The sequence below is a fragment of the Pseudoalteromonas sp. N1230-9 genome, assembly GCF_032716425.1.
Taxonomy (GTDB): domain Bacteria; phylum Pseudomonadota; class Gammaproteobacteria; order Enterobacterales; family Alteromonadaceae; genus Pseudoalteromonas.
The window spans coordinates 57,776-80,973 of sequence record NZ_CP090420.1; the positions used below are offsets into that span (position 1 = coordinate 57,776).

The following is a 23,198-nucleotide window of genomic DNA, read 5'->3' on the forward strand; positions in this document are numbered from 1 at the left end:
TTAGCAACATGCTTAAAGCAATTACCACTACGTTAATTATCATCGGCTTATCTTTATACCCATTCATTGTGTATTTTGGTTTGCAGCACAGTTCAATTAAGCAGGTTAGTCTAGTACTGATTGCTTTATTAATTTTACGATTGATACTTAGCAAGCGCTTAGCGAATAAAATGCCATGGATAAAACCAGCCTCTGTACTAGCAATTGTGGCGTTAGTGGTAACACAGGTTTTTAATAGCGAATTAGGATTAAAGCTTTATCCTGTGATTATTAACAGCGTCATGGCAGCTACTTTTTTATATTCGCTAAAAAAGGGGCCTCCAGTCATTGAGAGTTTAGCGCGGTTAAAGGAAGGTGAGCTCGATGAAAACGGTGTACGTTACACGCGTCAAGTGACGAAAGTATGGAGTGTATTTTTCCTGCTTAACGCCTCAGTGGCTTTATATACATGTCTATTCACCTCGTTATCAGTGTGGACGCTTTACAATGGTTTAATCGCATACATACTTATCGCTGGTTTAATGCTAGTTGAGTGGTTGATCCGACAAAAGGTAAAAAATAATGTTGGCTAATAACTTACAATTTCACCCAAACGGTGCTTTTGTTGTCTCAGATAAAATCGTTAACCACCAGCAATTTTTTGCTGACATAGCGGCCTTTAAAGCGAAATTACATACGTTAAAAAGCCCATGTCATGTTGTTTTATTTCACCCTGATACTTATCAATTTGCTGTTCGGTTGTTTGCACTTGCTTGTGCTGGGCATAATGTCATTTTACCGCCCAATGGACAACCTGAAACATTACGCTTATTGTTGGCTCAAGCCCCCGTATTTGCAGGAGATACTGCAGATTTAGATACGCAGTTTTCTATTACGAACCTTGAGCAGCAAGCATCTTGTGCGCCTACACCGTTAACTCAGCTCCAGTGGCCTACAAACACCGCGGTGATTTTTTATACCTCAGGTTCCTCTGGGCAATCCAAGCCGATTGTAAAGCCATGGCGCGTGTTAAATCGTGAACTGTCAGTGTTATCTATGGCCTTTGATTTAAAGGGGCAATTTACATTTTTAGCAACAGTGTCACATCAGCATATTTATGGGTTGTTATTCAGGTTACTTTGGCCTTTGGCGAAAGGGCACATTATTGATAGTACACAAATCCAGTACCCAGAGCACATAGTGCAAAAGCTGAAAAAGACCCAACAAGCTGTATTGATTTCGAGCCCCGCACAGCTTGGACGCTTATGCTTAGACAATGTACTGATACCCGAGCGAGCACGCATAAAGTGGCTTTTTTCATCGGGTGGTCCGTTAAATAATCAGCACGCAGAGACGCTTTTTAATCAATTGGCTCGTCCAGTCACACAAGTTTTTGGTAGTACAGAAACGGGCGGCATTGCTTATAGGCAAGTTACTCAAGCAGCGGTTGAGGTTCCATGGCAGCCTTTTAGCGGTAATTACTTATCAATTAATCAAGAAGGTCGTTTAATACTCGACTCTTATATTCTAGAGCAATCTGGCTTTGCGCTAGATGACAGGGCACAGGTGCACAGCAATGGCCAATTTAAATTATTAGGACGTATTGATAGAACCATTAAAATTGAAGAAAAACGCCTAAATTTAGACGATTTAGAAAATTACTTAATAAGTCATACTTGGGTGAAAGAGGCTAAAGTTGTCGTCTTACCTGCGAAAAGAGTACAAATAGGTGCTGTTGTTGTATTAACAGATGATGGAAATAGTGAACGCCTTAAACAAGGGAAGCTAATCATAAACCGTACTTTACAAAATTATTTATCTAATCGGTTTGAACGCATATGCCTGCCACGTAAATGGCGCTATATCGATGCGCTTCCTTTTAACAGCCAAGCTAAATTAAGCATCAAAATATTGGAGCAGTACTTTGCCAAGTCTGAATAATGTTACGCCACAGGTGAGTGTTTTATCACAAGCAAAAGATAGCGTCAGCTTAGCGTTAACGATTACGGCTGATTTAGATTATTTTCGGGGACACTTTCCTAATGCGCCTATCTTAGCAGGGGTCGTACAGTTAGATTGGGCTGTTAAATATGCGCAGCAATACCTTGGTTTTGGCTCTTTAGTGCAAGACCTGGAAATATTGAAATTTCAAGTGGTTACTACGCCTGATATGACGGTTAACTTAAGCTTAGAACGCAATGCAAAAGGCAAATGTTTATTTAGTTATTCCTCTGACAAAGGTCAGCATGCATCTGGCCGAATCGTATTTTGTGATTAAACGATGAACCAGTTTTGTATTGTTATTCCAAATTACAATCACACCCATGCTATCGCTGCGGTACTTGATGAGCTAAAGGCATTACAACTGCCGATCATTATGGTTGATGATGGCAGTGACGAAAGTGCGAAACAAGTATTTTCAGCACTTGACGCCGAGTACGATTTTTTAACGTTGCTCACCCATGCTCAAAATCAAGGTAAGGGCGGGGCTGTTCAAACGGGTTTAATGTATGCGCTTAAGCAGGGCTTTAGTCATGCGATTCAAGTTGATGCCGATGGCCAGCATTCACTCGATGATATTACAAAGTTAATTGAGTTAAGTCACTGCGCTCCCAATAATGTGATCAGTGGTTGTCCTATTTATGATAGCTCTGTGCCAAAACACCGTTATTTAAGTCGCTACATTACTCATTTTTGGGTGTGGGTTGAAACTTTAAGCTTTGATATTGTCGATTCGATGTGTGGCTTTCGCGTTTATCCACTTTCGGCTGTTGAAGAATTAATGTCTAAACAGACGTTAGGCAAACGCATGGACTTTGATATCGAAATTCTAGTTAGACTATATTGGCAAGGTGTGAAGGTTACTTTCTTGCCAACCCAAGTGATCTACCCCGAAAATGGCGTATCTCACTTTCGAGCCTTACACGATAATGTGGGTATTTCTTGGCTGCATACGCGTTTATTCTTTGGCATGTTACTGCGCTCACCTAAGTTACTTTGGCGTAAGGTGGTTGGCTGATGGCTGTTAAGCACTGGTCTAAAATGCAAGAGCGTGGTAATTGGCTCGGCATGCAAATTTTATTAATTTGCTATCGTGTTTTTGGCCGTTCAGGCTTATGGCTTGTATTGTTTCCAGTCGTGTTTTATTTGTTTTTAACAGGTAAAACAGCTCGTGAAGCATCTTATGCATTTTTAACTCAAGCACGTAAGGTAAATGGTAACCATAAAGCGGTTACATGGCGCGATAGTTTTCGCCACTTTCGCGCTTTTGCTGACAGTGCGTTTGATAAAATTGATGCTTGGCTTGGTCGTATTCAGCAAAGCGATATTATCTATACTAATGAAGCACTATTTAAAGAGCTTGACGAGCAACAGCAAGGGGCCATTTTTATTGGCTCACACTTGGGTAATTTAGAAGTTTGTCGTGCACTTAGTCAACATCGCTATCGTAAAGTTATTAATGTATTGGTATTTACCCATCATGCGGTTGAATTTAACAAATTACTCAAAAGCATAAACCCTGATGTAGGCATTAACTTAATTCAAGTCACTGATCTTGGGCCAGACATGGCGATTATGCTCAAAGATAAAGTAGAGCAGGGCGAAATCGTTGTCATTGTAGGAGATAGAACCAGTACTACAACGGCTGGGCGTGTGGTTGAGGCTGACTTTTTAGGAAAACCAGCGCCATTTTCACAGGGCCCTTTTATATTAGCAGCCTTATTAGATTGCCCTGTTTTTCACTTATTCTGTTTAAAAGATAAGTCGGCAGAAGGCAAGAGGGTTTATCGGGTGGTGTTTGAAAAATACGCAGACAAACTTACGCTGCCACGCAAAACTAGGCAGCAAACATTACAAAAAATTGTGAGCGATTATGCACAAAGGCTGAGCTATTACGCGGCTTCCTATCCATATCAATGGTTTAATTTTTATGATTTTTGGCAAAATGACGAGCAAGTGTCTCGCGACCAAAACAAGGAGAACTAAAGTGTCAGAGCACACGACTACATTATTTGGTGAGCAACGTTTATCTATTGAAGATATTGTTCATATTGCCTTGCAGAAAGGGGCTGTTGCATTAACCTCAGATCACCAATTTGCCAAAAAAATCGACAGTGCCGTAGCATTTTTAGATAAACTCTTAGAAGACGATGGCGTAATTTATGGTGTCACCACAGGTTATGGTGACTCGGTGACTGTAAAAGTACCTCTTGATTTGGTTAATGAACTTCCTCTTCACCTCACTCGATTTCATGGTTGTGGTCTGGGCAATACATTTAACTTAACTCAAGGACGCGCTATTTTAGCGACTCGCCTAGCTTCACTGTCGCAAGGATACTCAGGCGTTAGCTGGGATATGCTTAATTTATTACGTGATTTTTTAAATCACAATATCGTGCCAGTGATTCCCGAAGAAGGTTCTGTGGGTGCCAGTGGTGACCTCACACCGCTTTCGTATGTCGCGGGGGCTATGGTTGGCGAGCGTGATGTGTATTACAAAGGCGAAATTAAAAACAGTTTAGCCGTTATGCAATCACTTGGCTTAAAGCCATTAAAGCTTCGCCCTAAAGAGGGGCTTGCGGTGATGAATGGTACTGCCGTAATGACTGCTTTGGCATGCCTTGCTTTCGATAGAGCCGACTACCTTGCTAAATTAACCAGCCGAATTACAGCGCTTGCCAGTCTTGCTTTAAAAGGTAATAGTCATCATTTTGATGATATTTTGTTTTCGGTAAAACCTCACCCAGGCCAACAGCAAGTGGCTGCGTGGATCCGTGGTGACTTAAACCATGTAGAGCACCCACGTAATGCTGACCGCTTACAAGATAGATATTCAATCCGCTGTGCGCCACATGTCATTGGTGTATTACAAGATAGCCTCCCTTGGTTTAGGCAAATGATTGAAAATGAGCTTAATTCGGCGAATGATAACCCAATCATCGATGGTGAAGGTGAGCACGTATTGCATGGCGGTCATTTCTATGGTGGCCACATTGCAATGGTTATGGATAGTATGAAAACGGCGGTGGCTAATTTAGCTGATTTAGCAGACAGGCAAATCGCTTCACTTGTAGATACTCGTTATAACAATGGTTTAGCTTCAAACTTGTCAGCAAGCACAGATGAACGTCGTTACATTAATCACGGTTTTAAAGCGGTGCAAATTGGTGCCAGTGCCTATACCGCTGAGGCACTAAAGTTGACCATGCCTGCTAGTGTATTTTCGCGCTCAACCGAATGTCATAATCAAGACAAAGTAAGCATGGGAACTATTGCGGCACGTGATTGTTTACGTGTGCTCCAGTTAACCGAGCAAGTCGTTGCCAGTACACTGTTAGCTTGTATACAAGGTTTACGTTTGCGTATTAATAACGGTGAGCTTGACTACGCAAGTTTAACCCCTGAAGTGCAGAGTATGTATCAAGATATTAGTGAGTTTTTCCCACAGCTTGATGAAGATCGCCCACTTGAGGCGGTGTTACGTTTTACCGTTGATGCTATTCAAACTAAACGTTGGAGTTTATATGCATAGTCGTGGCTCTTTATTGAGTACTTATGTAGAAATTGAAATCCCTTTTCATGATTGTGATCCTATGAACGTGGTATGGCATGGTAATTACCCACGTTATTTAGAGGTGGCACGTTGCGAATTACTGCGTTTATTTGATTATGATTACGGGCAAATGCAGGAGTCTGGCTATGCGTGGCCTATTATTGATATGCATATTAAATATGTGGGTTCTGCATTATTTACGCAAAAGATACGGATTGATGCATATTTGAAAGAATATGAAACGCGATTGCGTATTGATTATATTATCAGCGATGTTGCGACGGGCAAAAAGTTGACGAAAGCGACGACTATTCAGGTGGCGGTTGATATAGAAAACAAAGAGATGCAATTTGTATCACCGCCTGTACTGCATGAGAAATTACAAAAGGTGATCTAATGCGAATGAGCATTTTTCTACTATGTAGTATGTTTTTTATAACGCCGGCTCTTGCTAAGAATGTGATAGAGCATGGCTCATTCAGCCAAGAAAAACACTTTAAGGGCTTTAGCAAGCCCTTTATTTCAAAAGGCATTTTTGAACTTAATGAAGAGAGCTTAACATGGCAAGTGCAATCACCGGTAAAAAGCACTTTATTTATTAAACAGGGCCAAGTTTATACTCTTGACAGTCAAGGAAACGAACAATTACAAAAAGGGGCTGAGCCCTATGTGAGCCTGCTACGAGCAATTTTAAGACACGACAAAGCGGCGTTAGCAGAGCAATTTACAATAAATAAAAGCGTTGAGCCTAATTGCGAAATCCTGTTGCCTAACCAAGCATTACTAAAACAAGTTTTTAGCCAGTTTGAACTTTGTTTTGATGCGAATAAGGTGGTTACCGTGCGCTTACAAGAGCCAAATGAGAATTTTACCTTATTGCGTTTCTCATATACTGAAAATGAGCAGCAAAAGTGAAAGCGTGGGCAATTACATTATCTTGGCTAACTTTACTCACTGTTATGTTAGTTGTTGCTTTTGTGGTAAAACAACCGGCTTTAAATAATGACATTTTAGCCTTGCTGCCCAAGTCTGAGCCAAGGTTACAACAGGTAGAAGAGCACTTTTTTTCAGCCAACAAGCAACAACTGAGCTTTTCATTTAGCGGTGAAAATAATACCGAAGCTTATGACGAAATGCTGAGTTGGTTAGCTGGCAAAAATATTCAACCGCGCTTTACACTGCCGAAGATTGAGACTCTTGCCGATTTTTATAGCCAATACGCGGGTTACTTGTTGGCACCCGAGTACCAACAAAGCCTACGTGAACCTAAAGTTTTCGAGCAGTACTATTTGGGGCAATTGAGCCAAATTGCTGATCCCTTCGTATCTAGCACCATCAATCAAGATCCTACGCTTAGTACCGCAAGTTTTTTGAGGCATGTTTTAGCCAATATACAACAATTTGAATTACAAGATGGCCGAATAACTGCTAACTACCAAGGCGAAGATTACTTACTTTTGTTTGTTAACAGCACCAATAATGCCTTTTCGATTAATAAGGCAATCGCTTTAAATGATGAAATATTAACTAAACTCACCCAATTAGAAAGTCAGTACCCAAATACAACTGTCCATTATTCAGGGGCTTTATTTCATACCGCTGCAAATGCTAAACAAGCAAAATTTGAAATGACTTTATTTGGCTCCTTGAGCTTAGTTGCACTGTTTATAATGGTTGTGTGGGTATTTAGATCAGTAAATGCATTGTGGCTTGCCTCGGTGACTGTGGTCAGTGCTGCACTTGGTGGCTCGATAGTGCTCGTTAGCTTGTTTAATCAGATCCATGTACTGACGCTTGTGTTTGCGGTCACACTGATTGGCATCGCTATTGATTATGCATTTCATGGCATGCTTGATTTAACGCAGCATAAGAGCGGTTTTAGTCGTGGACTCAAGCTTGCGTTAGCGCTCTCTTTACTGACTACGACGATGGGGTATGCAAGTTTATTTTTCTCGCCCGTTCAGCTGTTAACTCAAGTCGGTGTGTTTGTTGTTGCAGGGCTTGTAACTGCATGGTTTAGCACGCGATTTTTACTACCCCACTGGCAAAATAAGTTAACAGTGATTCAAAGTGCTAATCATCTTACGTTATCTCTTAGCAAGCAATTACAGAAGGTTAACGAGTATAAAACAGCACTAATAATAGGACTATTAGTGCTGTTAAGTGTATTTACACTACTTAAACCTCCAGTAGTAAATGATGATGTAAAACTATTAAATGCAAGCCCAAAAGCATTGATGGATAACGAAGCACTGCACATGGCGTTGCTAGGAAAAGACAATGGCCAGATAATGATTTTGTTTGCTGAAAATGCACAGCAACTTTTAGAAAAGCAAGAAACGTTAAAAAGCAAAATTAATGAGTATAAAGGCAAGGCTGTGATGCTCAGTGATCTTGTACCAAGTACTCATCGACAACGCGAGAATAAAGCGGATTTATTAACCCATCAAGCTGCTATAAATATCGTTAGCCAAATGACCGCCAATCCAGTGCAGTTTAGCCAGTCGACCTTAACTTTAGAGACCGCACTTGATTCAGCACTAGCACCACTGATACATAATCAAGTGTTTATAAACAACTCATTTTTGGCCAGTTGGTTCATGGTAACTGGCGTTGAAAAACAGCAATTAAAGCAGTGGGCAGCCGCCGACAGCGATTTAATTGTGTATGATAAAGTTGCGCTGATCACTGATGGGCTGAGTCATTACTCACAGTCATTATTAGTCACATTACTGATTGCTATGACCTTCGCTGTTTTGTTATTTACCTTTAAGTTTGGGTTTAAAACTGCATGCAAACAAGGCTTGATACTCGCTTTAACTTTAACCGCAGTATTATTGTTGTGCAGTTTGATACAAAGCCAATTATCGATTTTTAACTTATTGGGCTGTTTATTGATTTTAGCGTTAGCAATTGATTACCTCGTATTTTATCAAATTAATAAACTGGTACCGAGTAATGTTTTGGCAATTAGTTTGTCAGCAGCATCATCAATGTGGGTATTTGGTATGCTCGCAGTGTCAAAAACACCAGCCATTTTTAGCTTTGGTTTAACGGTTTTAGTGGGGCTAATGTGTATTTATATACTCGCACCACTTAGTGTTGCATTACCTAATAATAAGGAAAAATAATAGGTGAATACGCAAATTCAACAGGCAGATGTGATTATCATTGGTGCGGGCCCATCAGGAGCCGTGGCAGCCAGTTTATTGGTTAAAAAAGGGTGGCGTGTTGTGGTATTAGAGCAACAAGTTTTCCCTCGCTTTTCGATAGGTGAAAGCTTGTTACCCCAATGCATGAGCTTTTTAGCTGAAGCAAACCTTGAAGAGGCTGTGCAGTCGCAGGCTCAAGATTTAGGTTTTCAGTTTAAAAACGGCGCGGCGTTTCAGCGCCGTGGCCAGCATACACATATCGACTTTACAGAAAAGTTCAGTGCAGGCCCAGGCACAACGTTTCAAGTTAAACGTGCTGATTTTGATAAATGCTTGGCCGATGGTGCGATACAACAGGGGGCAGAAATTCGCTACCAACATAGCGTATCAGCTTACACAGATTGTGAAGATGGTGCACTACTTAGCGTTATTGATGAAAATCAGCAAAGGTATCAAATTAAAGGCCGATTTGTGCTCGATGCCAGTGGCTTTGGTCGAGTGTTACCAAGACTACTTAACTTAGAAACAGCATCAAGCTTTCCGGTGCGCTGGGCTTTTTTCAGTCATTTTGAGGATAATATTCGTGACGAGCAGTTTGACCGCGAGAAAATACTCATTAATATTCACCCCGAATTTAAAGATATTTGGTATTGGCTTATTCCATTTAGCGATGGCACAGCAAGCATCGGTGTGGTTGGCAAACCGAATCAGTTTGAGCCGCAAGAACCATTAACTTGCTTAAATCAGTTTATTGAACAAGATGCTTACTTAAGCAAATTACTAGCAAATCGTGTGGCAAAGGGTGAGGCGCGTGCCATTAAAGGTTATTCAGCGAATGTGTCGTCTTTATATGGTGAGCATTTTGCGTTACTGGGGAACGCGGGGGAGTTTTTAGATCCTGTTTTTTCATCTGGTGTCACTATCGCTTTAAAATCAGCTTCGTTGGTGGCTCCTTTGGTTGATAGCTATTTGCGGGGTGAAAAAGTTGATTTTGAAAAGCAGTACAGCACCCCTTTACAACAAGGCGTCAATTGCTTTAGAACCTATGTGAGTGCTTGGTATGATGGTTCATTTCAGGATGTCATTTTTTATAGTGAACAAAATCAACAAATACGTGAAATGATCAGTGCTATTCTAGCGGGTTATGCGTGGGATCTTGATAATCCATTTGTTAAACAAAGCGATAAACGTTTAAACACCTTGGTCGAGTTATGTCAGCAATAATGCGTTATGTAATTGTAGTTTTTAGCTTATTTTTAGTCAGCTGTGCCAGTGAGTATGCAGTTAAAACAGGGCTTGAGCTTGCACCAAATGCTGGTATTTATTTATCGGATCCGCCTGTTTCGTTAGACCTTGATAATTGGCAGCAAGTGCTTCAAGTAACCCATGATGCAGAGCAGCATACCCTGTTAGCACAGTTAAATTTGAGCAGTGAAAGGGGTATAAATTTAGTTGTAATGACGGTGCAAGGAATGCCAATTTTTCAACTCGAAAAAGCGCCATTAGGAGCGGTCAAAAGTGAAAGAATGTTGCCGATTGGTGCGGTTGATCCACGCTATATTTTAGCTGACATCATGCTTGTGCATTGGCCTATAGATGTACTTAATTCACAGCTTTATGGCCTGGTAATTGATGAGCAAGGGGCAACACGACGCCTTTACCAAGGAAAACGGCTGATCAGCGAAATTCAATTTTTAGACAGTCAAACCAAGCTTGTTAACTACGAGCGAGACTACTCAATAATTTTTCAAAGGGTTAATTAATTATGCCATTTTGGCTAAATGACTTAGGGATTGTTAGCGCGATGGGCGTAGGGCAAGAGCAAACTATGCAAAGTGTGTATGCTCAACCTAAGCAAACACTAACAGAAGTTACTTCACTGGCATTTGAAAAGCGACCTACCTGTGTGGGGTTAGTCAATGAGATACCTTTATCTGAATCGATGCGTTTTTATAAGTTAATTGACTTAGCCCTTGAGCAGTTATCCGATACTTTAGCAAAAATCATGTGCCCAAAGGAACGTATTGCTGTGGTAATTGGTACCAGTACAGCTGCTATACAAGAAGGCGAAAGAGCCAGAAAAGTACATGCTGAAAAAGGGCAGTGGCCAAGCCAATTTGATTATTATGATCAGGCCTTAGTTGCACCTGCCACTTATATCGCAAAAAAACTAAATGCATCAGGCCCAAATTACAGTATTTCTACAGCTTGTAGTTCAAGCGCAAAAGCCATGATAAGTGCTCGCGCTTTATTGAGTGCAGATTTAGCTGATGTGGTGATATGTGGTGGTGTAGACAGTCTTTGCCAGCTTACTATTAATGGCTTTGATTCACTGTCTTCAATCAGTGATGGCATCTGTAAACCATTTAGCAAGGGTAGAAAAGGCATCAATATTGGTGAAGCTGCGGCATTATTTGTAATGAGTAAAGAAAAACTCAGTGATCACAGTGTTGCTTTTTTAGGGGGAGGTGAGAGCTCTGATGCCCATCATATTTCAGCGCCGATCCCTGATGGGTCAGGCGCCATAGCAGCAATGAAAGCAGCATTGACTGATGCGGGTATTACCCCCTCAGATATTCAATATATTAATGCTCATGGCACTGCAACACCGCAAAATGATGCCATGGAGTCACTTGCAATCAATGATGTGTTTGGCAACAATACGCTGGTTAGTTCGTCAAAACATCTAACGGGCCATACATTAGGTGCTGCCGGTGCGCTAGAAGCAGGCCTTTGTTGGCTCTACTTAGCGCATCCTGAATTTACGAGTATGGTGTTTAATCAAATCGAAATTGACGAAACACTAGCCGATATTGGCCTGATAACTCAGCCTACACACGTAAAGGTTAGCCATTGTTTATCAAATTCATTTGCCTTTGGTGGCAATAATGTCAGTGTAGTACTAGGACATCTGAATGAAGAATTATAAAATTGAGCAGGTTGTACCTCATAGTGCGCCTATGATTTTGCTCAATCGTCTTGCCAATTATACTGACGAGAGTGCTTGTTGTGAGGTGGATATTAGCCCTCAGAGTCCATTTTACAATGCGTCTTTAAAAGGGGTTGCCAGTTATATTGGCTGTGAGTATATGGCACAAACCATTGCCGCATATGCGGGTGCTCTGGCAAAAGATAAAGGGAACGATGTACAAATAGGTTTTCTAATAGGTACGCGTAAATACAAAACCTATGCACCGGTCTTTGCAAAAGGGCAAACGCTTAAGGTGACGGTTACAAAGTTGTATCAAGAAGAGTCAGGATTAAGCGTCTTTGAGTGTCAAATTCACCACGACGAAACGCTATTAGCCGAAGCAAAAATCAATGTGTTTCAGCCACAAGATCCAATGCAGTTTATAAGAGAAAGTTAATGACAAAACGTATTTTAGTGACAGGCTCAAGCCGTGGTATTGGTAAAGCAATCGCATTACGATTAGCAGGCGACGGCTTTGATATAGCCGTACATTGCCGAAGCGGTTTGGCTGAAGCTAAACAAACGTGCGAAGAGATTATCGCATTGGGTCGGCATGCCAGTTTATTACAGTTTGATGTATGTGACAGAGCATTGGCAAAAGAACAAATAGAGTCAGATATAGCTGAGCATGGTGCCTATTACGGTGTGATCTGTAATGCTGGGATAACCAATGATATGGCATTTCCAGCGATGCAGGGCGATGATTGGGATAAAGTGATTCGCACAGGGCTTGATGGTTTTTACAATGTGGTTCATCCAACCGTGATGCCTATGGTGCAAACACGCAAGGGGGGACGTATTGTTACTATGGCATCTGTATCGGGGATTGCTGGTAACCGTGGTCAGGTTAACTATAGCGCGGCGAAAGCGGGTATTATTGGTGCCACAAAAGCATTATCGCTAGAGCTTGCTAAGCGTAAAATTACCGTCAATTGTGTGGCTCCTGGTTTAATCGAAACGGCAATGACAGATGATTTACCTGTCGATAAAATGCTAAAAATGATTCCATTGAAGCGTATGGGAGCGGTGAGCGAAGTGGCTGGCACTGTTTCTTTTTTATGCTCTGAAGATGCTGCGTATATTACTCGACAAGTTATTTCAGTTAACGGTGGAATGGTGTAATGAAGCGCGTTGTTGTTACAGGTATGTCCGCAATTACTGCACTGGGTGATACTTGGGGTGAGTTTAAAGGTGCGCTTAAAAAAGGTGAGAACGCAGTTCAATACATGTCGCAATGGGATTGTGCTGCTGATTTAAATACACGTTTAGCTGCGCCTGTAACGCACTTTACAAAGCCTAGTCATTATAAGCGTAAGCAAGTACGCTCAATGGGCCGCGTTGCCATGATGTCTACGCGCACCACTGAACTTGCACTTGAACAGGCTGGACTTTTAGAGCACCCAAGTTTAACCGACGGTTCTACGGGTATCGCTTTTGGCTCATCAACGGGGTCAACACCGCCGCTACTTGCTTTTGCAAACATGATGCGAACAGGTGAAATGACGGGGGTGACAGCAACGAGTTATATTCAAATGATGGCACATACTGCACCGGTTAATGTGGGCGTGTTTTTTGGCTTAAAAGGGCGTGTTATTACAACGAGCTCAGCGTGTACATCAGGTTCACAAGGCATTGGTTATGCGTATGAAGCAATTAAATATGGACGTCAAAAAGTGATGGTTGCTGGTGGTGCTGAAGAGCTATGTATTACCGAAGCGGCTGTATTTGATACACTATATGCTACCAGTACTAAAAATGATGCCGCGAAAACAACCCCCCGTCCTTTTGATCAAGATAGAGATGGTCTTGTGATTGGTGAAGGGGCAGGGACATTAATTTTAGAAGAATATGAACACGCAATTGCGCGTGGTGCAGCTATTTACGCTGAACTAGTTGGTTTTGGTTGTAACTCAGATGGTCAGCATGTAACCCAACCGACTGCTGATACAATGCAAGTGGCCATTGATATGGCGATGACCGATGCCAATCTTACCGCAGATGATATTGGTTATATCAATGCCCATGGTACATCAACAGACAAAGGCGATATTGCTGAGTCTCATGCAACTTATAATGCGCTTGGTAAAAAGCCGATTAGTTCATTAAAAAGCTACTTAGGACATACATTAGGTGCCTGCGGTGCGATTGAAGCATGGGCAAGTATTAATATGATGAATGATGGTTGGTTTGCACCGACTATCAATTTGAGTCAAGTTGATAGCCAATGTGCAGACCTTGATTACATAAAAGGTCGTGGCCGAGACATACAAACTAATTACATAATGAGTAACAATTTTGCATTTGGTGGCATTAATACTTCGCTGATTTTTAAGAAGTGGCAGGCATAACCTACTGCAATGTTCAATGAGATTTATCAACAACATCGAACTTTATGCAAGTCTTAGTAAATCAGAATAACAACAACTCTATTTCACTAAAGCTTGCATGGAAACGACACAAAAGGAACTTTAAATGAAATTAATTATTACCACTTTTGCTCTGATCGGTTGTTTATTTTCTGCTAATAGCGCTGCGCGCGATGATCTGCAAACGCTACCAGTTGAAGCATTATTGCAAACGACGAAAGCAAAAAATGCGCTGCTTGATATTCCTCTTTATTTTGCCAGTCAAAGCCATAGCAAAATCAAAAGCAGTTATGGTGAAGTGATAACAAATAAAAAAACCAATGCGTTTAACAAAAGTGACCGCGAAGCATGTGAGTGGGTAATGTTAAGTGCGCTTAAGGCTCTACAAGAGCGTGCTAAACGTGAAGGCATGAATGCAGTCGTGAATATTCAATCTTATTATAAAAAGCGCGAGTTTGTGAGTGAGACTGAATATCAGTGTGGTGCGGGTACTTTTATCGCTGGCGTAGCATTAAAAGGCACTTTAGTTAAGTTATAACTAACTAAAACCATTTTTTTTCTGTATAATTTGCGACCCTTGATAAGATGGCCGCAGGTTATACAGCATGAATTTTAAATCATTTAGTTTTTCTTCTGAGATTCTTCAGGCGTTAGAAGAACTTAATTTCCAAACGCTTACTCCCGTACAACGTAGTGCTATTCCTGCAATAAGAAAAGGCAAAGATGTACTTGTCAGTGCGCAAACTGGTACGGGTAAAACAGCTGCTTTTGCACTGCCTCTTATTCAAAAGCTGTCAGAGATCACACTGAGTGATAATAATGCACCGAGTGCCTTAGTGCTTGCGCCAACTCGTGAACTTGCAGAGCAAATTGCCAATAACTTTAAAGCATTTGCAAAATACACTGAGTTAAAAACAGTGTGTTTATTTGGTGGAGTTAACCTAGCCGGCCAAGCAAATGATCTTAAAGCAGGTGTTGATATTGTCGTAGCGACACCAGGGCGCTTATTAGATCAACTACGTTTAGGTAATATCAGCTTAGCAAGTGTTAAACACCTTGTGCTTGATGAAGCTGATCGCATGCTTGATATGGGCTTTATTAATGACATGCAAACAGTCATTAATGGCTGTGATGAAGCTCGTCAGATTTTACTGTTCTCGGCGACGTTCCCTGCCGCAATTAAGCAGTTCGCAAGTAAAATACTTAAACAACCTGAAATCATCCGCGTTGACCAAACTAATAGTACTGCCGAAACCGTTCAGCACGTGGTTTATCCAGTTGAAGAGCGTCGTAAACAAGAGTTGTTGTCTGAGCTTATTGGTAAGAAAAATTGGCAACAGGTTTTGGTTTTCGTAAACATGAAAGAAACCGCTGATGAGCTTGTTGAAGAGCTAAACCTTGATGGTATTCCTGCAGTTGTATGTCATGGTGACAAAACCCAGGGCAATCGCCGTCGTGCATTACGTGAGTTCAAAGAAGGTAAAGTTCGCGTATTAGTTGCAACAGAGGTGGCAGCCCGCGGTATTGATATAGAAGGCTTACCACGTGTTATTAATATTGACCTGCCTTGGCTTGCTGAAGATTATGTACATCGTATCGGTCGTACTGGCCGTGCTGGTAAACCAGGACAAGCTATCTCATTCGTTAGCCGCGAAGAAGAAAATACCCTATTCGATATCGAAAAGTTAATCGGCCAGCGTATTAAACGTATTGTGTTGCCTGGCTATGAAGTCAGTAGTCGTGATGTACTGATTGATAAAATTGGTAAAAAGCCATCGCATTTACGCCGCAGCCGTACAAACAAGGCGTCTGGTCAGGCGACAGGCGAAGCACGTGCTAAGAATCGCTCGCGGATTGCCAAGGTACGTAAGTCGTTAAAAGGCGGAAAACTAAGCTTAAAAAAATAACTAATTGAATTTTGGTTAATTTTAAAAAGCCCTGTCGCGAATACGCTACGGGGCTTTTTGTTATCTGCTCAAAACTAATACAAATTGCGTATTTGTTAATTTTTATCGACAAAATTATTAACAAGTCTACCTCGTTGAATTACAATCGCTTTTCGATAAAATTAAATGGCGTGAAGGTCACGCTTGTATTTAAATGGATGTTTATGCAGTACGTAAGAAAAATAATTACCCGTGCTATTTTACCTGGCATTTTTTTTAGCCTTGCACATGTACCCCTCAAAGCTGTTGCTTATGATAAAGTCGAATTTTCATTAGCTCATATCAATGAGTCTATTCGTGTTGACGGTGTCATGGACGAAGCACATTGGCAGCACGCAACCCAGATACCTCTTAAATATCAAAACGAACCCAATGAAAAAGGTGAGCCACCTGTACAAACTGATGCTTATATGTATGAAGATGGTAAGTATTTGTATGTTGGATTTGTTGCCAAAGATAATGATCCTAGTCAAATTCGTGCAGCACTTCGGGACCGTGATACGCTGTGGCAAGATGACAATGTCGCCTTAATGATCGATACCTTTAACGACGAGCGTACAGGGTATGAGTTTTATGTAAATCCGCTTGGTGCTCAAGGGGATATGCGTATGACAGACATTGATGATTGGGTTGAAGACCCTTCATGGGATGCAATTTGGGATAGTGCAGGGCAGATCACTGAAGACGGTTATGTGGTGGAAATGCGGATCCCTTTTACTGCATTACGTTTTCCTAAAAACCAAGAGCAATTAACATGGAGCTTTGCTGTTTGGCGTAACTACCCGCGAGACGTATTTTATCAAATGTCGAATGTCGGTTTTGACCGTGATGTTAAGTGCAGTTTTTGTCAATTTGATAAATTAACTGGTTTTAGGAATATGAGTGAGAGTAAAAATATTCAGCTCACACCGACATTAACAGCACTTCGCCATGATACAAAAGACACTGTGCCAGGAGATTGGCAAAATGGAGATATCGACACTGAGGCTGGCCTTGATTTGCGTTGGGGGGTGACTCAAGATGCGGTCATTAACGCTACAATTAATCCTGATTTTTCGCAAGTTGAGGCTGACTCACTTGAGCTTGATGTGAATACCACTTATTCAATTTACTACGCCGAAAAACGTCCATTCTTCTTAGATGGTGCGTCTTACTTTGACACTAACCAACTTGAATTACTGTATACACGTACCATTGCAGAGCCAGAAGTCGGTGTTAAGTTAACAGGTAAAACAGGGACGCATAGCTATGGCTTTATGTATGCGGATGATGAAAATACCAGCGTTTTGCTACCGACTAACCAAGGCTCTGGTTTTGCCAATCTTGGTGATAAAACACATTCAGCTGTAGGACGTTATCAACTTGATATAGGCCAAAAGGGGACGATTGGGGTTATGACAACACACCGTGAAAGTGGTGATTATCACAACACGGTTTTATCCCTTGATGGTAGCTATTGGTTTAATCAAACCGATAGTCTTCAATACCAAGCTGTAACAACAGACACGAAAAACTCTGATTATTTAGTTGATGTGTATGGTCTTGAAAAAAATCAATCAGACGAAGCCTACAATATTGAGTTTAGCCGCAATAAACGTGACTACGAGCTTTACGTAAACTATGAAAATATAGGCAAAGACTATCGCTCTGACTTAGGTTATCAGGCAAAGGCTGACTATGAGCAAGTTCAACTTGGTGGAGGTCAAACTTGGTATCGTGACGCTGAGGATGTAATTACTGAGTACAGTTATAATGCTGAGTGGGATAAAACGTGGGCGCAAAATGGTGATTTACTCGAAGAAGAGTACGATGGCTTTATTACTTTTAAAGGCAAAATGCAGTCACAAACAGAAATTGGTTTTATTCACCGTAATGAGTTTTATGCTGGTGAGTTCTTTAATCAAAATATTGGCTATATCTACGGTGGTTTTAGGCCTATTCGTGACGTGCGTTTCTTATTGTATGCGCAATATGGTAGCAAAATAGATTATAGCAATGCTGCCCTTGGCACCATGGTACGAATTGAACCAGAAATGACATGGGACATTAACGACCATTGGCAGGTTCAATTAGAGCACAGTTACAGTTATTTAGATAACGAACAAAACGACCGTGTTTATACCGCTAACTTAACGGATCTGCGAGTTTATTATAAATTTAATATGCGCTCGATGCTGAAACTCGTTTTACAATTTGAAGATGTGGATCGAAATCATGAAGCTTATCTTTATGATGTAAGCCAAACGAATCGTGACTATGGTAGTCAACTGGTCTATTCCTACAAAATTAATGCCCAAACTTTATTTTACTTAGGTTACTCAGATAGAGGGTATGAGGATGACTCTCTTAAAGGACTAGAAAGAGACCAACGAACCTTTTTTACAAAGTTAAGTTATGCGTGGCAGCTTTAGTTTCATTTAAAAGTTGGTCAGCTTAGGGCTGACCAATTTCTTCGTTTACTTTACTTCGTACAACCCCTTCAAGGCTTTTTAAGCCCCATTGCTTTCCAATCTCGACAGCTTCATCAATTGGCTTTTTCAAGGTAATAGCATTGTAAAGCGCAACAAGTGCACCAACACGGTTGCTGCTAGCACAATGAAGCAAGGTTGTTTGCTGTTGATGTTCATTGAGCAAGTTTTGTAGTTTAGTGGCATTTTCAATCGTAATATCAGCTTTCGATTGCACAGGAATATGGTAATAATTCATGCCAAGCTCAGTCACTAAATCCTGCTCAGACCAATTAGTTTCATTATCTCCACGTAGGTTAATGATGTTTTCAACCCCCAGCTCTTTTAACTTTGCAAAATCAGTTTGATTTGGCTGACCTGAGGTCAATACATATTCAGACTGAGCTTTAAGGTTTAAAATATCCAACTCTGTGATGACTGTTTGTGTAGCCAGCACTGAAAATGACAGCAAAGCGGTAAATACTAATTGTATTAACTTGTTCATATTTTTCCTTTAAATGTATTTAATTTTTACTGTAGACGGTTTTACCACGGCTAATAGTTTCTAACACCTGTAAGTTATGGAGCTCTTCAGGTTTTATTTTCAACGGATTGTTATCAAGAATGATTAAATCCGCTTGCATCCCTTGTTTTAATTGCCCTTTTGAGGTTTCTTCAAAGTGTTGATACGCAGGCCATGTTGTCATTGCTTGCAATGCTGTATACACAGAAACCCGTTGCTCTGGACCTAATACTTGATTAGTACGAGTAGTGCGGTTAACCGTTGCATCTAATACGCGAAGAGCGTTGGGCAGTGCAACTGGCGCATCATGATGGGTGCTAAACATTAATCCTTGCTCGCGAACCGCATGAGTGGGTGAAATAAAATCTGCACGGGGGTGGCCAAGCACTGAATTTACATGCCAATCGCCCCAATAGAAAGTATGCATTGGAAAGAGTGATGGAAAAACGCCTAACTCTTTAAGGCGGTTAACTTGGTCCTGACGAATTGTTTGACCATGAATGAGTACAGGACGACGGTCTTTTTTGCCAAGCTTGTTATTCGCATTTTCAACAGCATTTAAAAACTGCTCAATGGCGGCATCACCATTCGCATGAGTCATAACTTGCCAGCCATTGGCAAAGGCTGTTTCAACATATTCAAAAGCTTGTGCATCATTAAAAGTTGGATAGCCTGCATAGCCTTGGTCTTGGCCTTCAGGGGCTTTTAAATAAGGATGAGATAACCAAGCGGTTTTACCTTGCGGTGAGCCATCAAAGTTAAGTTTTACACCCCCAATGCGAAAATGGTTGGTGTAGTTTTTACTGTTATAGGTTGAGTCCATGAAACTGCTACTCGTAGCCATATCCGCATAAGCTACCACATCAATCACGAACTTATTCGCTTTTGATGCTCTTACCATTGAATCATAAGCTTCTTGGGTTGCACGGCCTTCTTGCGCTGTTGTGTAGCCGTATTTGGTATACATTTTCTGGCCTTTTTCAAGCATCATATCTTGTAACTCAGGATCAAAAGACTGCATGAGTTTAAACAGTAAACCAAAGTGTGCGTTTTCTTCGAGTACACCGCTTGGCTCTTGTGAGTTAGGCATTCGGCGTATCAGTCCTCCATCAGGGTTTTCAGTGCTGGCATCAATGCCAGCCATGGCTAATGCTTTACTGTTTGCAACACTTAAGTGGCCTGAGGTGTGGATTATAATCACTGGTTTATCTTTACTAACTAGGTCTAAATCCATTTTAGTTGGATACCTATCAAGCTCAGCATCATCGTAACCAAAGCCTAAAATTGCCCCCGTTTTTTCGATAAATGTAGTGTAGTCAGGGTTACTTTGTGCCGCTGTGAGGATATTGACTATTTGCTCAACGCTATTGGCATCACCATCTGGGCTAGGTAGGACATTGGCAACCATGGCTTGTAAACCAACACCATAGACATGGCTATGGCCATCTACAAAACCAGGCATTAAGGTTTTACCTTGTAAATCAACCAGCTTTGTTTTGCCAAACTTATGCTCAAGCGCTTTGTTTTTATTACCCACAAAGATAATTTTTTCACCTTGGGTAGCGATTGCCTGTGCATATTCTGGTTTATCGCCAGTCATTGTAAGAATATCGCCACCATAATAAATGACATCTGCAGCGCTAACTTGCAGTGGCAGTGTTTTAGCTGTTTGTTCTGGGGCTTCATCACAGGCCGTTAAGGCGAGTAATGACCAAGCGAGTGCGAGGTGAGGCTTCATGTGTAGCGTCCTTGTTTATTAATTATGTCTTTGAGCAGTATAAGAATATAGTCTGTTTACATAGCTTGTGTTTAAAAAATGGGCTTAAATTTGATTAAAGTCAAACTGTATTTTCGAAGCTGCTAACTGACTTTTACTATAAAGCTGAGTACCACAAGGGTAATTACACAGGGGGGAAAAAGCCAAGCGAGTGCTTGGCTTTTTCTTCTGAAGAGATGCTAATTAAGGCTGATAATAAATCGGTGATTCAGGGCCCACTGGTAATCCCAGTACAAACACCCACAAGTAGAATAACGCGACCCAACCCACAAAGAAGATCATGCTGTAAGGAAGCATGGTCGCAACCAGTGTACCAATCCCCATGTCTTTCTTATACTTAGTTGCAACAGCTAGTATTAAGCCAAAGTAACTCATCATTGGAGTAATAAGGTTTGTTACCGAGTCACCAATTCGATACGCTGCTTGAATAGTCTCTGGCGCATAGCCTATAAGCATTAACATTGGTACGAAGATTGGTGCAGTGACAGCCCATTGTGCTGATGAAGAGCCCAAGCTTAAGTTTACTAGCGCACACATTAAAATGAATAGCACGAAAACTTCAGGACCAGTTAGGTTTAGCGCTTGTAATAGAGCAGCGCCGTTAATGGCTAAAATTGTGCCTAAGTTGGTCCATTTAAAGAAGGCAACGAACTGTGCTGCAAAGAAAACCAGCACAATGTACATCCCCATCGAGCTCATGCTTTTACTCATGGCATCGATGACATCTTTATCGTTTTTCATGGTGCCAACAACGCGGCCGTAAACAAACCCTGGGATACCGAAAGTCACAAAGATAAATACTACAATGCCTTTTAAAAATGGCGAGTGTGCTACAAGGCCTGTTTCTGGGTTACGTAAAATGCCGTCGTCAGGAACAATTGTCCATGCAAGTAATAATGAAACCACTAACAATGAAACACCAGCCCACTTTAGGCCTGACTTTTCTCTATCGGTTAAACCGGCAATGTCGTTTTTTGGTAAATCATTACTAGCTTCTTCTGGGTTGTATTTGCCAAGCCGCGGCTCAACGATTTTCTCAGTAACGAGAGTACCCAAAATAGCGATTAAAAATACTGAAATCATCATGAAATACCAGTTTGCTTCAGCGCCAACTTGGTAGTTCGGATCAATCATTTGTGCTGCAGGCGTTGTGATACCGGCTAGCAAAGGGTCAATGGTGCCTAATAATAAGTTGGCACTGTAACCACCCGAAACACCCGCAAATGCGGCAGCAAGACCCGCAAGCGGATGACGACCAAGGCTGTGGAAGATCATTGCAGCGAGTGGAATAAGTACTACGTAACCAAGTTCTGATGCCGTATTTGATAAAATCGCAGCAAACACCACCATAAAAGTAACTAGGCGTTTAGATGCGCCCATTACCATGCCACGCATAGCTGCCGAAAGTAAGCCAGAGTGCTCTGCAACACTAACACCTAACAAAGCAACCAGTACCGTACCAAGCGGCGCAAAGCTGGTAAAGTTAGTCACAAGCCCAGTAACAATACGTTGTAGGCCTTCGGCACTAAGTAGGCTTACAACTTCAATTACACCATCAGGGTCGCGACCTGCAGCACCTTCTGGGCGTGGGTCGATGGCACTTAAACCATACCAATCGGCAATACCACTGAATACGATGATCGCAACACAGAACATTGCAAATAATGTAATAGGGTGGGGTAACATATTCCCCAGAAATTCAACAGTGGCTAAAAATCGGTTAAATAACCCATTGTTACCACCCTCATGGGTGTTGTGAGAGTTTATTGTTTTTGACATGTCCAGTTCTCGTATTTTCAAAATGGCGCTAACCTAGCATTTTTTGCCGGACAGATCATGTTTTAGCGGTGGGAATCGTTCTAGGTACGCTCAATGACACCCTTGTACAGCAAGGGGTAGCGGCGCAAACGTTTACCAATATAATCATCAGCTAGAATTTGCGCGCAAATTTGCTCTACATCATTGCTTGCTTCAAACACCCAATCAAAGCGCTCTATTGCCAGCAGAAAACCACGCTTAAGAAACTGTTGCTCACGATAGTAACTCAGATTATCGCGTATGATATCTAACTTATCTGGGTTAGATTTAAGTTCATTAATAACCTCATTGATAAATACAGCCTGTTGTTTTGACTCAGCTTTTACCCGTCGTTTCATTATGTATTTAGAGTTCCTTTTCTGCGATATAAAGCACTTTCTTTAAAAAGTCTTCTTTGTTTTTTTCGTGTTGATAGTCAAGGTGATAGGTATTATGAAAACCAAAGCGTAGTAATACACCGCTGCCTTTTAGATATACTGTATAACCATCAATATCTGAAAAAGCGCAAATACCTTCGTAGAGTTTACCGTCTTCGTGATCTTCACCGTGTTGAATAATTTTCTCATACACAGAAAGAATTAATTTACCGTCTAACTCGTTTTTCATGATGACTCCTTTTTGATGTAATACGTTTACTATCTATAAAAAGTTTAGTGCTATTCTTA

General features: G+C 41.2%; 23 protein-coding genes. 18 read left to right on the top strand and 5 right to left on the bottom strand.

Annotated elements, in window-relative coordinates:
- Positions 1-8 precede the first annotated feature (8 nt).
- From LY624_RS17665 to LY624_RS17750, 18 genes are all read left to right on the top strand, one after another.
- On the top strand, positions 9-572 hold the full coding sequence (locus LY624_RS17665; RefSeq protein ID WP_341804666.1) for a septation protein IspZ: 564 nt from the start codon (positions 9-11) through the stop codon (positions 570-572).
- On the top strand, positions 562-1,920 hold the full coding sequence (locus tag LY624_RS17670; protein WP_341804667.1) for a class I adenylate-forming enzyme family protein: 1,359 nt from the start codon (positions 562-564) through the stop codon (positions 1,918-1,920). Before LY624_RS17665 ends, LY624_RS17670 begins: the two co-directional genes overlap by 11 nt.
- Entirely contained in the window at positions 1,904-2,257 is a 354-nt protein-coding gene (locus LY624_RS17675) for an ApeI family dehydratase (RefSeq protein ID WP_341804668.1), read from the top strand. The genes LY624_RS17670 and LY624_RS17675 overlap by 17 nt, the downstream gene beginning before the upstream one ends.
- 3 nt (positions 2,258-2,260) lie before the next feature.
- Positions 2,261-2,998, top strand: coding sequence for a glycosyltransferase family 2 protein (locus tag LY624_RS17680; protein ID WP_341804669.1), 738 nt, complete (start codon positions 2,261-2,263; stop codon positions 2,996-2,998).
- Complete coding sequence (locus LY624_RS17685; RefSeq protein WP_341804670.1) at positions 2,998-3,966, top strand: LpxL/LpxP family acyltransferase; 969 nt, start codon at positions 2,998-3,000, stop codon at positions 3,964-3,966. Before LY624_RS17680 ends, LY624_RS17685 begins: the two co-directional genes overlap by 1 nt.
- Before the next feature lies 1 nt (position 3,967).
- Positions 3,968-5,512, top strand: a complete 1,545-nt coding sequence (locus LY624_RS17690) for an HAL/PAL/TAL family ammonia-lyase (RefSeq protein WP_237119037.1) — start codon at positions 3,968-3,970, stop codon at positions 5,510-5,512.
- Positions 5,505-5,930 (top strand): acyl-CoA thioesterase, encoded by a 426-nt coding sequence (locus tag LY624_RS17695; protein WP_062567131.1) that lies wholly within the window; start codon positions 5,505-5,507, stop codon positions 5,928-5,930. Before LY624_RS17690 ends, LY624_RS17695 begins: the two co-directional genes overlap by 8 nt.
- Positions 5,931-5,935: 5 nt before the next feature.
- Complete coding sequence (locus LY624_RS17700; protein WP_237119036.1) at positions 5,936-6,448, top strand: outer-membrane lipoprotein carrier protein LolA; 513 nt, start codon at positions 5,936-5,938, stop codon at positions 6,446-6,448.
- Positions 6,445-8,664, top strand: a complete 2,220-nt coding sequence (locus LY624_RS17705; protein ID WP_341804671.1) for a transporter — start codon at positions 6,445-6,447, stop codon at positions 8,662-8,664. Before LY624_RS17700 ends, LY624_RS17705 begins: the two co-directional genes overlap by 4 nt.
- Before the next feature lie 3 nt (positions 8,665-8,667).
- Positions 8,668-9,909, top strand: a complete 1,242-nt coding sequence (locus LY624_RS17710) for an NAD(P)/FAD-dependent oxidoreductase (RefSeq protein WP_341804672.1) — start codon at positions 8,668-8,670, stop codon at positions 9,907-9,909.
- Positions 9,897-10,448 (top strand): DUF3261 domain-containing protein, encoded by a 552-nt coding sequence (locus tag LY624_RS17715; protein WP_237119033.1) that lies wholly within the window; start codon positions 9,897-9,899, stop codon positions 10,446-10,448. The genes LY624_RS17710 and LY624_RS17715 overlap by 13 nt, the downstream gene beginning before the upstream one ends.
- A 2-nt stretch (positions 10,449-10,450) precedes the next feature.
- Complete coding sequence (locus LY624_RS17720; RefSeq protein ID WP_341804673.1) at positions 10,451-11,614, top strand: beta-ketoacyl-ACP synthase; 1,164 nt, start codon at positions 10,451-10,453, stop codon at positions 11,612-11,614.
- Positions 11,601-12,053, top strand: a complete 453-nt coding sequence (locus tag LY624_RS17725) for a hotdog family protein (protein ID WP_237119031.1) — start codon at positions 11,601-11,603, stop codon at positions 12,051-12,053. The genes LY624_RS17720 and LY624_RS17725 overlap by 14 nt, the downstream gene beginning before the upstream one ends.
- Complete coding sequence (gene fabG, locus LY624_RS17730; protein ID WP_341804674.1) at positions 12,053-12,778, top strand: 3-oxoacyl-ACP reductase FabG; 726 nt, start codon at positions 12,053-12,055, stop codon at positions 12,776-12,778. Before LY624_RS17725 ends, fabG begins: the two co-directional genes overlap by 1 nt.
- A complete protein-coding gene (locus LY624_RS17735) occupies positions 12,778-14,004 on the top strand; it encodes a beta-ketoacyl-ACP synthase (protein WP_237115328.1) in 1,227 nt (408 codons plus the stop codon). The genes fabG and LY624_RS17735 overlap by 1 nt, the downstream gene beginning before the upstream one ends.
- A gap of 124 nt (positions 14,005-14,128) precedes the next feature.
- Positions 14,129-14,560 carry an excinuclease ABC subunit A gene (locus tag LY624_RS17740; RefSeq protein ID WP_237119029.1) on the top strand — a complete coding sequence of 144 codons (432 nt, stop codon included), beginning with the start codon at positions 14,129-14,131 and terminating at the stop codon, positions 14,558-14,560.
- Positions 14,561-14,627: 67 nt separating this feature from the next.
- On the top strand, positions 14,628-15,929 hold the full coding sequence (locus LY624_RS17745) for a DEAD/DEAH box helicase (protein ID WP_341804675.1): 1,302 nt from the start codon (positions 14,628-14,630) through the stop codon (positions 15,927-15,929).
- Between the two features lie 203 nt (positions 15,930-16,132).
- On the top strand, positions 16,133-18,379 hold the full coding sequence (locus LY624_RS17750) for a DUF5916 domain-containing protein (protein WP_445936752.1): 2,247 nt from the start codon (positions 16,133-16,135) through the stop codon (positions 18,377-18,379).
- 22 nt (positions 18,380-18,401) lie between these two features.
- Here the strand turns inward: LY624_RS17750 and LY624_RS17755 are convergent, their stop codons facing one another.
- The 5 genes from LY624_RS17755 to LY624_RS17775 form a co-directional block, all read right to left on the bottom strand.
- Complete coding sequence (locus LY624_RS17755; protein ID WP_341804676.1) at positions 18,402-18,920, bottom strand: protein tyrosine phosphatase family protein; 519 nt, start codon at positions 18,918-18,920, stop codon at positions 18,402-18,404.
- 19 nt (positions 18,921-18,939) lie between these two features.
- Complete coding sequence (locus LY624_RS17760; RefSeq protein ID WP_341804677.1) at positions 18,940-20,676, bottom strand: amidohydrolase; 1,737 nt, start codon at positions 20,674-20,676, stop codon at positions 18,940-18,942.
- 222 nt (positions 20,677-20,898) lie between these two features.
- Complete coding sequence (locus LY624_RS17765) at positions 20,899-22,494, bottom strand: AbgT family transporter (protein ID WP_341804678.1); 1,596 nt, start codon at positions 22,492-22,494, stop codon at positions 20,899-20,901.
- Between the two features lie 80 nt (positions 22,495-22,574).
- Entirely contained in the window at positions 22,575-22,871 is a 297-nt protein-coding gene (locus LY624_RS17770; protein ID WP_130152314.1) for a hypothetical protein, read from the bottom strand.
- A gap of 7 nt (positions 22,872-22,878) precedes the next feature.
- Positions 22,879-23,139 (bottom strand): DUF3081 domain-containing protein, encoded by a 261-nt coding sequence (locus LY624_RS17775; RefSeq protein WP_062567116.1) that lies wholly within the window; start codon positions 23,137-23,139, stop codon positions 22,879-22,881.
- Between the last annotated feature and the right edge of the window lie 59 nt (positions 23,140-23,198).